Annotated in this window: 9 protein-coding genes; 6 read left to right on the forward strand and 3 right to left on the reverse strand. The window is 38.1% G+C overall.

Going from position 1 to position 13,709, the window contains the following annotated elements; translation table 11 throughout:
• Positions 1–35: 35 nt before the first annotated feature.
• Together ACIQXI_RS02455 and ACIQXI_RS02460 are read right to left on the reverse strand one after the other, a co-directional pair.
• The gene (locus tag ACIQXI_RS02455; protein ID WP_402921312.1) at positions 36–1,733 is read right to left on the reverse strand and encodes a methyl-accepting chemotaxis protein; all 1,698 of its coding nucleotides are present in this window, start codon (positions 1,731–1,733) and stop codon (positions 36–38) included.
• On the reverse strand, positions 1,717–3,360 hold the full coding sequence (locus ACIQXI_RS02460) for a pyridoxal phosphate-dependent decarboxylase family protein (protein ID WP_402921314.1): 1,644 nt from the start codon (positions 3,358–3,360) through the stop codon (positions 1,717–1,719). The genes ACIQXI_RS02455 and ACIQXI_RS02460 overlap by 17 nt, the downstream gene beginning before the upstream one ends.
• A gap of 500 nt (positions 3,361–3,860) precedes the next feature.
• On the opposite strand from ACIQXI_RS02460, the gene ACIQXI_RS02465 reads away from it, so the two are divergent.
• On the forward strand, positions 3,861–4,706 hold the full coding sequence (locus ACIQXI_RS02465) for a DUF5643 domain-containing protein (protein ID WP_402921316.1): 846 nt from the start codon (positions 3,861–3,863) through the stop codon (positions 4,704–4,706).
• A 90-nt stretch (positions 4,707–4,796) separates the two neighbouring features.
• Entirely contained in the window at positions 4,797–5,957 is a 1,161-nt protein-coding gene (gene chrA, locus ACIQXI_RS02470) for a chromate efflux transporter (protein WP_402921319.1), read from the forward strand.
• Between the two features lie 169 nt (positions 5,958–6,126).
• On the opposite strand, the gene ACIQXI_RS02475 is transcribed toward chrA, so the two are convergent.
• A complete protein-coding gene (locus ACIQXI_RS02475; RefSeq protein WP_402921321.1) occupies positions 6,127–7,809 on the reverse strand; it encodes a sigma-54 interaction domain-containing protein in 1,683 nt (560 codons plus the stop codon).
• Positions 7,810–8,098: 289 nt separating this feature from the next.
• Here ACIQXI_RS02475 and hutU point away from each other — a divergent pair, with 289 nt between their 5' ends.
• From hutU to ACIQXI_RS02495, 4 genes are all read left to right on the forward strand, one after another.
• Positions 8,099–9,814, forward strand: a complete 1,716-nt coding sequence (gene hutU / locus ACIQXI_RS02480) for a urocanate hydratase (RefSeq protein WP_402921324.1) — start codon at positions 8,099–8,101, stop codon at positions 9,812–9,814.
• Positions 9,815–9,891: 77 nt separating this feature from the next.
• The gene (locus tag ACIQXI_RS02485) at positions 9,892–11,244 is read left to right on the forward strand and encodes a YjiH family protein (RefSeq protein WP_402921326.1); all 1,353 of its coding nucleotides are present in this window, start codon (positions 9,892–9,894) and stop codon (positions 11,242–11,244) included.
• Between the two features lie 12 nt (positions 11,245–11,256).
• Entirely contained in the window at positions 11,257–12,522 is a 1,266-nt protein-coding gene (gene hutI / locus ACIQXI_RS02490) for an imidazolonepropionase (RefSeq protein ID WP_402921329.1), read from the forward strand.
• A 15-nt stretch (positions 12,523–12,537) separates the two neighbouring features.
• Entirely contained in the window at positions 12,538–13,701 is a 1,164-nt protein-coding gene (locus ACIQXI_RS02495) for a M20/M25/M40 family metallo-hydrolase (protein ID WP_402921332.1), read from the forward strand.
• The last annotated feature ends 8 nt before the right edge of the window (positions 13,702–13,709 follow it).

Consider the following 13,709-nt stretch of genomic DNA (forward strand, 5'->3'; position numbering starts at 1 on the left):
CAGAATTGTTTCTGAATTGTTTCGGTGCCTGGCACTCATAGATTAAATTTTTGGATGATGTTACGTAGTTGTTGCGCCATTTCTGCTAAATTATTCGAAGACGCTGTAATTTCTTCAATGCTCGCAGATTGTTCTTCAGAGGCCGCTGCGACATTTTGGATATTTCCTGATGCTTGAACGGCTACATGACCAACTTGCTCTACTGAATTAGCAATGCTGCTAACCCCTTGATTCATGTTTGTAATAATGCTGTTAACATGATTCATTTCTTGCGTTAGTTCTGTAATGTGGGCATAGATTTCGCCAAATGCTTCACCTGATGCGTTAAACGTAGTAGAACTTTCAGCTAAGTTACTACTGCTAATCGCCATCGATTTTACCGCTTGAGATGATTCTTCTTTAATCGTTTCAATTCGGGTACGAATACTATTCGTTGCCGTAAGTGATTGATCCGCTAATTTACGTACCTCTTCTGCTACAACCGCGAAACCTTTACCATGTTCACCGGCACGTGCTGCTTCAATGGAGGCGTTTAAAGCAAGTAAATTTGTTTGGTCTGTAATTTCATTAATTAAAGACACAATATCACCAATTTCATTTGAATAGGTGCTTAAGCGTTTTACAACATCTGCTGTGTGATGGATAGCCTCGGAAGTAATCGCCATTTTTTCCGTCGCACTTTGAATAGTTGTATTTCCTTTTTCAGCAATCGTGGATGCACTAAATGCTTTCGTTGTCACATCATTGACGCTATCCACAACATCCGACATCTTCGTAGAAATCATTGAAATGTGGCTCTCCACCTCTTCAATAGAAGTAGTTTGTTTTTCTGAGCCTGCAGCCACTTCTTGCATGGAAGATGTAATTTGTTGAATGGATGCGCTCGTTTGCTCAGAGCTGGCCGTTAATTCTTCTGACATCGCAGCTACTTGCTCAGCATTTTCAGCAATTTGCTGGATAAGTGAGCGTAAATCAGCCGTCATATTTTGAATACCATCTGAAAGTTGCGCAATTTCATTCGTACCTTTGATTTCCAATGGCTCAACGGCTAAATCACCTTGTGCAACCTTATCTACATAAGCTGTCATCTTTTTGATTGGCTTAATAATACTTTTGCTAATGAAATAAGCGATAACAACGCCAAATAACACAAAAATAATGCTCATAATGATACAAACCCAAACAATTTGTGTTTGTAACACGGATATAAATGAAGCATCCATATCTATACCGAACAGTATATCGGTATTGCTAAAGGGAATAAAAATCGATTTATGAACACCATATTCATCTTCATAAATATCACTCATTTGCATACGACCGGTATCTAAGGCCGTATTCATTTTTGGATCGAATTCGTAGTCTGCTTGATAACTATCACTATTACTTAGAGCCACAATATGTTCTTTGCCATTGGCGCGTGAAAGAATATAAGCATTTTCAATGTCAAATTTTTTGATTGTGCCATTTAACTGTTTTAATAGTTTGTCGTATTGGCTATTAAGGCCGTTATCTGCAGCTTTTACTTTATTTTTGTCTATATCATCAAAGATATTTGTGGAGATCGCTTCTAACGATGACTCAAATTGTTTAATAACAAAATTATCGATGATTTTATTGGAAACTGAAAATAACAAGAAACTGAAAATAAGCGAAATAATAACGATTGGAATCGTTAGACTAGCAATATATTTATAGAGTAATGAGCTTTTGAGTTTAGTAAACAGTCTCAACTTGTAAATCCTCCAATAAAGCTACTTTCTGTTGTAGGAAATGAATCATATCACTAATATGTTCTTTCTCTGTATAAGGTGAAATAGAGAAGAATTTAGCTGCTGCAACAGGGTGTTGTTGGTTTGTATCACGCGCGCTTACAGTGCAGACACGTGTTGTATCACCGAAAAATACTTCATCTCGGCCTTCACCTAAAATTTCAAAGAACGAAGCATTTAAACCATTCGTATACTCGATTTGGTCTTGTGTGTAATGTCCTGCTTGTTCAGATGCCCAATTAAAGCCTTTTGGGAAAAGTCTAAACGCAGTTACTGGCCCGATGTTTGCTTCATTTACGACTTGTAACATTGGTAATTTGTCAGCTAATTGTGCGCGGAATGCTAAATTGACGCGGACATAGTTAGCTAATATTTGTTGATACCCTTCTTTACCAAATGCTTGTAATGCTGCGTAAATAGCAATCGAGCTACCCATTCGAGAACATTCTAACGTGTAGCCTGTATGATAGGAGCCATAGCCTCTATTGCCTACATATGGTGTATCGAAGTCATCGATATCTAGAAGTTGCAAATGCTTACCTTCTTTAATTAAGAATAAGCTCGTTAAATATGGTGTTTGGCCGAGTTTTTGGAAGTCAAAGCAAAGACTATCGGCAATAGCAAGGTGCTGCATACGTTGATGAATATGTGCTAGCCCTTGTAATACATCTTCCTCAAAGTGAAGCTTATTTGCTTTAAAGTCGTAATCATTGAAAAATGCGTAAAAACCACCTAAAGCAGAGTCTGCATGGATATGTATTGGTTGTAATTTGTATTGTTGTTCAAGAGTTGTTGCCACTTCTTTGATTGCCTGCACATCATCAATGGCAAATTGATCTGTTGCACCAGTAGTAGCCACGATATAAACTGGGATACCACCTTTTTCAATAACGTCTGTCATACGTTTTCGTAAATCTTCTACATCCATTGATTGGTCTTCGCCTGCTTTTACACGAATTAAGTGGTTGCTACCGATACCAACAGCTTCAATGGATTTTAATAAGCTGTAGTGCGCATTTTCTGAGGCGAAACAATATAAGTTGTTTGGTACCCCTTCTTCTTTTGCGTGAGGGAATTGTTTTGCGATAGCAAGACGTAAACCACTAAACACAGCCCCTTGTCCACCCCAAGTTGTATAGCCAAAGCTTTCCGTGAAATCATAGCCAACTAATTTTGACATCATCGCCACAACTTTAACTTCACACTCAGCAGCAGCTGGTCCATAAACATCCCACAAATTATTGCCGTTCAGTAGGGCATTGGTAAACTGACCTAGAACACCTGGAATACTAGCCATAGGTAAAACATTCGTGACAAAGTTACGTGTATGGTAAGGATGTCCTTGCATTAATTGTGTTAAATCTTGTACGACTTGATCTAGGCCAACTCCTGTAGTAGGCACTTGATTTTCTTGCATTAGATCTTTATAGAAAGTGGCAGAACGTTCTTTCATCGGTCCAAGCATTGTTTTATTTGGATCTTTTAATTGATCTAATGATGTAACAATTTGCTCTAGTAGTGATAGAAAGTTTTCTCTTTGTTGGCTATTGCCATCTTCACTTTGAAATAGTTGTTGGATTTGTTTCATATTCATCATCCTTTATTAGTTCATATTTCACCATTATTCATACAATAATAGTACAATTTACTAAGGTCATAATAACACATTATTATGGAAAATATATTCATATTTGAGCAGGATATTAAATTTCTACTCTTTGAAATAATTAGAAAATTTTTTCATTATTTTAGAAGAAGAAATAAATCACGGTATTTTTCGATATTTTTCATTTTCAGCACAAAAAATCAGGATTAAAGCCCTAAGGAAATATAAAAATAATGTTTTATTAATATAATTAAATATAATATGGATATTGAAATTTGGAAAAAACAACATAATAAATTGCGCTGTAAGGTATGCGACTTTTTGCTTATTTTTGAAATGACGTGCATTTTTGTGTGCCACGTAGAGATGACCGAAATTTTAGTAATGGGCGTTGTCTAGTTATATAATGTTGCACTTGTTATTACAATGAATTAGGGATAGCTAACGTTTATTGATTTTCTAAGAAAAATGGGGGTGTGTCTTTGTCAATTGAAGTAGTTTATGAAGAACAGCCTACTAAAAATAGGAAACGTAAAAAATGGGTGTTTGTTTTTTTTGGTGTTTTTGTAATTGCTTGTGTAGTAATTGCCTCGACTATTGTAAACAAAAATCATGACGCTGCTTTTTCTGCTTATAAAACACTAGTTGGTCAAACATCTGAAAATGAATTTGGGCAATTAACTTTAAATGAAGTAATGGTCGATGACAATCAGCTATTACTGAATGCAACGTTTGTGCCAGCGAAAGATGTCAACTTCAACTATCAAATTTTTTTCTTTCCACAAGTACTGGTAAACGGTCAAAATTATATGGTCCGAAATGGAGGCCAGACCATTGAACAAGGCGCATCAACCTATACAATCTATAGCAGTGTAAAAATGCGCGATTTACCACAAGATGATAAGCTGCAACTTGAAATTCTTTATAATGATTGGAATTGGGATAAACCAATAAACGAGCCTTGGACCTTTGAAATAGAAGCTTCTCAAAAGCAATTACAAGAAGATCGAAAAGTAATTACTGTCGATAAAACAATTCAACTAAAAAACGATACTAAGATAAAGGTGGAGAAGGTTGTGACGACACCAATATCGACCACAATTTATTATGAAACTCTAGAAAACGCAAATGAATCTATTAACTTTAAGATAGTCAGTACGGCAGGCAAAACATGGCGCCAAGACTCTTCTTACACATTAAATGAACAACATACAAAGTGGGGAATTCGCTACGACGCAAGATATTTAACTGATAAAACCTATAAACTTATTCCAGTATCAGCAGATGATAGTCAACTTGGTCCAGCAATCCAAATTCGTAGGAAATAATTTCAATGTCAAACTTTACAATAATTTAACTATTAATAAAGCAATCTCCATGTAATATGGTTGTATAGTACATGGAAAGTAGTGAATAATTTGCCAAAGCTATACGAAATCTTTATTGTTTCCTTAAAGTTAGGTTGTACATCCTTTGGAGGTCCAACAGCGCATTTAGGTTTTTTTCAACATGAATATGTGCAAAAGCGCAAATGGCTAACGGACAAAGAATACAGTAATTTAGTTGCATTGAGTCAATTTCTTCCTGGTCCCGCATCCAGTCAAGTCGGAATGGGCATTGGACTATTACGAGGAGGAATTTTCGGAAGTATTGTATCTTTCCTTGGTTTTACATTGCCATCTGTCGTGCTTTTAACACTATTTGCTTATTTTTATATGCATAGTGAACTAAATATGGGCTGGATTCATGGCTTGAAATTAGTAGCTGTTGCGATTGTTGCGCAGGCAATATGGGATATGTCAAAAAAGTTAATTCCAAGTAAAATGCACTTCCTCATTGCAATTTTATCGCTAATAACGGTTTTATTATGGGGAAATCCGTTTGCTCAAGTGATTGTTATTACTATGGCGGGTTTATTAGGTGCGCGTTTATTGAAACAATCAAATAGCACTGCTGATTTTTCAAATCAAGCGTTAGCCATTTCAAAAGCAACTGGAGGATGCCTACTAGCACTATTTATTGTGTTACTATTTGTTTTTCCACTAGCTACTTCAATTTTTGAAAGCAAATGGCTGATGATGATAGAAAAATGTTACATGGCAGGTGCATTAGTATTTGGTGGGGGACATGTTGTGTTACCGTTATTAGAAGCCCAGTTTGTGCAAAGTGGCTTGATGAACGCTACTGACTTTATAGCTGGGTATGGGCTTGCGCAAGCTATGCCGGGACCTCTATTTACATTTGTCTCCTATATTGGCATGGTTATTGCTGGCGTGCCAGGTGCGGTGATCGCAACACTGGCAATCTTTCTACCGGCATTTTTATTAATTGTGGGGGCCATGCCATTTTGGCTCTCCGTAAGTCGCTATAGTGCATTGACTGGTGCGATGGCTGGTGCAAATGCAGCCGTTGTAGGTATATTAGCTAGCGCATTTATTCATCCAATTGTGTCGCAAACAATACAAAGTGGATTCGATGTTCTTATTGCGGCCATTTTTTTATGGCTGTCTATTCGACAAGCATGGTCACCTTATTTATTAGTAGTGATGGGGATTATTGTTGGCTTTCTATGTTATTAGCTTAAACGGCGCTGTAATCGCGGGTAACACAAAATAAATCGCTGATAAAGGGCCTCAGTAGCCAATAAACCATCCGAAAGTATCAGCTGTAGCGGACAATAATGTGCATAGTAAAAAGTGTTCGATTGATAGCAGACAATCGAACACTTTTTCATTTTAGCGTAGCTGATTAAATTAACTCTTCTTTCTGAATGGCGAATTTTTTCATATGGTATTGCAATGATTGGCGCGAAATATTTAATTGCTTAGCTGCTGCTGAAATATTGCCATGACATTGTTGCAATACTTTGCGGATGTACTGTTCCTCGTTGCTATGCATCAGTGCTTTAAACGGACGCTTGTTCGTCGGCGCACTTTTTATAGAAATTTTATTTTTTAAATAACGCGGTAACATATCTTCCGTAATAATATTGTCCGAGCTTACTTGGATTACAAGGTTTTCAATTAAATGCTCCAGTTCACGGACATTGCCTGGCCAATCGTAACTCACAAGTAGCTGATATAGTTCAGGCTCAATAGTGATATTTGCTTTCATATATTTCAGCACATTTTTATGTAAAAAATGCTGGATAAAGAATAGTATATCTTCTGGCCGTTCGCGTAAAGGAGGAATATATACACTTGAATGGGCAATTCGATAAAATAAGTCAAGTCGCATGCGTTCACCAGCCGTTAATAGCTCTGGATCTTCGTTGGAGGCACTAAATACCGTACAATCAATAGGAATAAGCGTATTGCTGCCAACACGTCGAACAGCACGTTCTTGCAAGACGCGCATTAATTTCGGTTGAAGCTCCATCGGTAAAGAATTGATTTCGTCTAGAAAAAGTGTGCCATCTTTTGCATATTCGAAAAGCCCTTCTTGATTTGTTGCGCCAGTAAAAGCCCCCTTAACCGAGCCAAAAAGCGTGCTCTCTAACAGAGTAGCAGGGATAGCTGCACAATTTATCGCAACGAACGGCTTTGTGACGCGTGGGCTTAAGTTATGCATACTTTGGGCAAATAATTCTTTACCAGTACCCGTTTCACCAACAATCAGGGTATCTGTATTATAATTGGCGATATTCTTCGCCTCCGCAATTGTTTGCAAAAGCTCCTGACTATTACCTTTAATATCTTGGAAGGTATAAATCGTGCCGTTATTACGTTTGACTTCTTCGGGTACTTCCATTGTTTCGCGCTTAGAATCTAGTGTTTGCTGTAATTGATTGCGTAGGCTTGTTTCTGTATGCGTAATAGAAAAGACCCCGATTGTTTGATTATCCTTTTGAATAGGAAATGAACTATACCCTACAAATTTTGGCTCATTTTCTGAGTAGGCATGCGCTCGATATTTTGTATAAATCGGTTTTGCTGTTTTTAATATATGATTATGCTCTGATAGTCTACGATCTTGGTAGTTATAAGCATCCCATAGCTTTTTGCCAAGCATGTCCTCTTTGTGATGTTCCTCCATTTTAGCAAGCGCCTCGTTGTAATAAATAATGTCCCCATCCCCATTGCTGACAATAATGCCTTCATCTAGATGCTCAATAATCTCCTCAAGGACAAAAACTTTATTTTGTAATGAATACTGAAAATCTACTAAATTTTCTACTAGCACAATGAAAATTTGGTGTGGAAAATAAAAAGGTTCTATTGTAAAAGATAGAAGCTGTTCTTGTATTTGTAATTGCTGTGGCTGCTGTAAGCAGGTCACATCAATTTCAGCAATAGATGCTATTGGCATTTCAACTTGAAGATTTAATGAAATACTATCATCGAAATGCCACCATTTCACTCGGAATGCGTTGTCTAATGCTATGATATTGGCGCCTAAAAACGTTGTAAAGCGCTGCAATTCCTCATTCATACAAAAACCTACTTTCTCTTGTTATTTTGCATGCAAAATTTATCTGCTTTGCCCTATATCGTATCATAATTATTTTCTGAATAAAAACAATTAACAGAAAATTAGTCAGGTGCAAATTTTATCTGCATATTCGTGTGCCTACAAAACAATGACAAAACTTATTAGCTATGTATTTCAATTGTCAAACGGCAAGAATAGTAGGTTTTAAAAAAATATTGTAGCAATTTTAAAAGTTGGCATGCTATTTGCTTTATTAAAGTATGTAGTGACCAAAAAGGAGGAATTTTCAATGACAAAACCAGAAATATTATATTCAGTAAAGGCTCAACGAGGGAATACATTACGATGCAAAGGCTGGCGCCAAGAAGTTATTTTAAGAATGCTAGAAAATAACATGGAAAATGCGGAAAAACCCGAAGAGCTAGTAATTTACGGGGGAATCGGTAAGGCGGCGCGCAACTGGGAGTCCTATCATGCTATTGTTGATTCCTTAAAAAATTTAGAAGATGATGAAACACTCGTTGTACAGTCGGGGATGCCAGTTGCTGTTTTTAAAACACATAAATATGCACCGACTGTAGTGATGGCAACGACAAATATAATGAAGGCAGATTGGCCAACATTTTATGATTTACAAGAAAAAAACTTAACGATGTATGCCAATTATACAGCGGCACCTTGGGAATATATTGGTACACAAGGCGTTATTCAAGGAACATTTGAAACGCTTTCGGCTATTGCCCGACTGCATTATAATGACTCACTTGTTGGGAAAATTTTGTTGACTGCAGGGGCAGGCGGTATGGGTGGGAACCAAACGAGAGCCATGACTATGCACGGTGGTGTCGCTATTCTATGTGATTCGAATATTGATATTATTAATCGCCGTATTGAAAAGGGCTTTATTGATGTTGTGGTTGATTCGTTAGAGGAGGCAATTGCACTAGCTAAAACGAAAGCGGCTGCTGGAGAAGCGCTCGGCATCGCGGTTGTAGGGAATGCGGCAGATATTTTTGAAAAGACATTAGAAATTGGCTTCTTACCTGATATTGCCACTTCTATGACCCCAGCCCATGACCCGATTGCCTATTTACCAGCTGGCTACAGTGTCGAAGAAGCGGATGCTTTGCGAGATACAGATCGTCTTGCATACTTAGAAAAAGCGCGCCACACAATGATTCGTGAGCTGAAGGCGTTAATTGCCCTGCTTGATAAAGGCGTACATTCCTTTGAATATGGCACAAGTATTCGTAAAGAATGTATCGATGCGGGGTTTGATGAAAAAGAAGCGAAGCGTTTACCAGGATTTGTGGCAGAGTATATTCGTCCATTATTCTGTGAAGGACGTGGGCCATTCCGTTGGATTTGTATGTCAGGTGAGGCAGAGGATTTACGTAAAATAGACGATATGATTTTAGAGAAATTTAGCGATGATTTACTTGTTACACGTTGGATTAAGCTAGCGAAGGAGCATATTCCGATTGAAGCGTTACCTGCTCGAATTTGTTATATGGGCTTTGGTCAGCGTAAAAAGTTCGCATTAGAAGTAAATGATATGATTCGTCGAGGGGAGTTAAGTGGACCTGTTGCCTTCTCCCGCGATAATTTAGATTCAGGTTCCATTGTTAATCCGACATTTGAGTCTGAAAATATGAAGGATGGTGGCGATTTAATTTCAGACTGGCCAGTTTTAAATGGCTTACTGAATGCCGTTGGTATGTGTGATTTAATTGCCCTCCAGGCAAACTATTCAATGGGTGAGGCGGTGCATACAGGGGTGACAATGATTGCTGACGGTACAGAAGAGTCTGATATGCGTCTGGAAGTAGCGATGACAGTCGATTCTGGTATTGGGGTTGTCCGTCATGCGCAAGCAGGCTATGAAACAGCCAAAGATGTAGCGAATGGTAAAGGGAAATTAACGGATGAAAGCATTCAAATTCCATTATGGTGGGAACCAACAGCTACATTTGGTCCAAAAGATTTAATCAAAGAAAAAGTGTAATGGATTTTTACAAAAGAGGCCGGTGCCATAACAGCAAGTGATACTGGCCTCTTGTTCGTTAAAAAGGAGGAATGTACATGAAAAAAGCAGATATGACACCTGTGAATTTTGACAATCTTCTCGTTGACGTCGCACCTCATTCTAAGAAGTCAGCCATCTACAAATTTTTTGCTTTTAGCTTGTTGGGTATTTTCATGTTCTTTATCTCTATTACTTTAAACGGGAAGAAGACCATACCACTAGATCATTTAGTCACTTATATCCGAACACAGTTTTCTTCAATAATTGTTTACTATATTTTAATCGTTGTCGTTGCGGGTGCTATTTATCCTTTTTATAAAAAAATATGGAATCGTTCGCTTGTTGAAATGGTTATTTCTTCTTTAAAAATAATTGGGGCATTGGCTTCTGTTTTAGTTGTTTTTAACATTGGTCCGAGCTGGCTGTTAGCTGCAGATATGGGACCTTATTGGTATAACTCACTACTTACGCCAATCGGAGTGTTGGTTCCAATTGGTGCCATATTTTTAGCTATGTTGGTCGGCTATGGCTTACTGGAGTTTATCGGTATTTTAGTGCAGCCAATTATGCGACCTATTTGGAAAACACCAGGTCGATCCGCGATAGATGCCGTTGCTTCTTTTGTCGGAAGCTATTCCATCGGGTTGTTAATTACCAATCGCATCTATAAAGAAGGAAAATATACAACAAAAGAGGCGGTCATTATCGCCACTGGCTTTTCTACCGTTTCCGTAACGTTTATGATTGTGGTTGCGAAAACGCTTGGTTTAATGGATATTTGGAATCTGTATTTTTGGGTAACTTTTCTTGTAACATTTTTAGTCACAGCTATTAGTGTGCGGATTTGGCCAATCCGTAATATGAGTACAGACTATTACAAGCAAATGGATGGTGATGAGGAAAAGATTGTCAAAGGAAAGCGCTTGCAATGTGCTTGGAGAGAAGCATTACAGACGGCTGAAAATGCGCCAAAACTTTGGCAAAGCGTTAAAGATAATGTCAAGGATGGCTTAGTCATGGCGATGGGAATTTTGCCCACGATAATGTCAATCGGTTTGATTGGTTTATGGCTTGTTAATCATACGCCTGTATTTGATTATGCGGCCTATGTGTTTGTGCCTTTAACGTATTTATTACAAATTGCAGAGCCATTGATTGTGGCAAAAGCGGCTGTCATTAATTTAATCGATATGTTTTTACCTTCCCTTGTTGCTGTAGATAGTGCGATAGAAACGCGATTTATTGTAGGTACATTATCGATCTCTGCTATTCTCTTTTTCTCGGCATTAATTCCTTGTATTTTATCAACGGAAATTCCCATTTCTTTAGGCAAGATGATTGCGGTGTGGTTTGTGCGCACAGTTTTAACATTAATTATCGTCACACCAATCGCTTATTTACTATTGTAAAGGAGTGGTCGTATGTTAAAAAGACCCGACATTATTATAAAAAATGCAGCACAAATATTGCCTTGTACAGGTGAGACGATGCAAGATTTTCAAGTGTTAACGGATCATGCAATTGTTATAGATGGTCAAAAAATTATTGATATTTGCAGTCATCAACAACTTGGACAACGCTATGTAGCAGATGACAATAACACTATTGATGCAACGGGTAAAGTAGTGGCTCCAGGTTATATCGATGCGCATACACATCTCGTATTTCAAGGCAATCGAGTTGAGGAGTATGCTGCGAAACTCACTGGTAATATTGAAGAAAATTTAAAAAAGCTTGCGATAACGACAGGGCCAAATCGTACGATTGAACTGACGCGCGATACATCCGAGGAAGCACTTTTTAAGCAAGCAGAAAAACGCATATTGACGATGCTTAAGCATGGTACAACAACAGTTGAGAGCAAAAGTGGCTACGGTTTAACACCTGAAAGCGAACTAAAAATATTACGTGTTGGTCGACTTTTAAATGACCATACACCGCTTGATGTCGTCAATACTTTTTTAGGTGCTCATGGTATCCCAGATCATTTAACGAAGGAACAATATGTCAATGAAATTGTCGATGTCATGATTCCGCAAGTGGCGCAACATCAACTAGCAGAATTTTGTGATGTGTGGTGTGATGAAGGCTATTTTACGGAACTTGAATCCGAGCGAATATTACAAGCAGGCTTAGCACACGGATTATTACCCAAAATTCATGCGGATGCCTATTCGTATATCGGTGGTTCAGATTTGGCTGCCCGTATGAAAATGGTTTCCATTGATCATCTCAATTACACGCCTGAAGCGTTAATGCCGCAATTAGCGGAAGCTGGCGTTGTTGGCGTATTAATGCCGGCATTAGATTTTGCCGTGGCTCATAAAAAACCATTTGATGCACGGAAAATGCTTGATAGTGGGATGCAAATAGCGCTAGCAACAGACATGTGCCCAGCTTGTTATACATCCTCTATGTCCTTTGTGATTAATTTAGCTTGTCGACTCTATCAATTTTCGGTAGAGGAAGCGATAAAAGCTTCAACAAAAATGGCTGCCAAGGCACTAAATCTTACTGATCGAGGAACATTAGAAGTTGGCAAAATAGCAGATATTCAAATTTGGAATGTGCCAAATTATAAATACGTAGCATATGAACTTGGTACAAATATTGTAGAGACGGTTATTAAAAGAGGATGCGTTGTGATAAGTAAAGGCACGTTCACTTTAGAAAGTACATTTAGTTAGAAGGGAGATAGCCCAATGACAATAGAATTTGCGTCGAAAGCGGCATCATATGTAAATGAAGAAAAGTTAGTGCAATTGTTTTTAGAAATGGCAAAAATTAATGGTCCTAGTAGTAAGGAGAGTCGTGTAGCGGCATATCTAGAGCAAGTATTACCGAAGCTTGGTTTTCAACTAACATTTGATCAAGCGCATCAACATTTTAATGGCGAAGTTGGTAATCTAATTGCATGGCACCCGGGTACAGATGAGACAATTCCACCTTTATTCTTTTCTACGCATATGGATACCGTATTACCGACTGAGAATCTTCAGCCTATTATTAAAGACGGGATTATTTATTCAGACGGGACGACGATATTAGGGGCGGATGATCGGGCAGCGCTGGCTGCTTATGTCGAAGCGATGCGTGCGATTATTGAAAGTGACGTCCCACACGGACCGATTGAATTAATTTTAACTGTTAATGAACAAGCAGGTTTAGTTGGTGCCAAATATATGGATTATAACAAGATTAAAAGTAAAAACGGTTATATATTCGATAGTAGCGGTGATGTAGGGCAAATTATCATACAGGGGCCCTATAGTAGTAGAATTTGGTTTACAGTGAAAGGTAATGCGGCCCATATCGCACTCAATGCAGATGCAGGAAATAATGCATTTATTATTGCTGCTGAAGGACTGTTATCAATGGAGCTAGGAGAAATTGATCGTGAAACGTTAGCCAATATAGGCATCATAAATGGCGGAGAGCTTACTTCCATTATCCCAGGGACTGTGACGCTCGGTGGCGAAGTAAGAAGCTTTTCTAAAGAGAAATTGGATGCCCAATTACAACAAATGCAACTGGCGATGGAAAGAGCGGCACAGAAATTTCAAGGAACGGTCGAGGTAAGGATTGAAGAAAAATATCTTGGCTTTGATATTGCTGACGATGCTAATCTTGTAAAAACAGTAATGGAGGCAGCGAATAATATTTGTGTTACGCCGTATGTAACGAAAACTTTAGGTGGTGCAGATACTAATGTTTTAAATGAACATGGTCTAACTTGTATTACGCTTGGTAATGGTTTTCAGAATATTCACTCTTTTAGAGAGAATATTAGTATAGAAAACTTGGTGAATACAGGTAGATTAACAGCAGCTTTAATTGAGCAATGGTATGAGCGTCATAAAAAATAAAGGGGGAG

It is taken from the genome of Lysinibacillus sp. NPDC097195 (assembly GCF_044762075.1).
GTDB lineage: Bacteria > Bacillota > Bacilli > Bacillales_A > Planococcaceae > Lysinibacillus.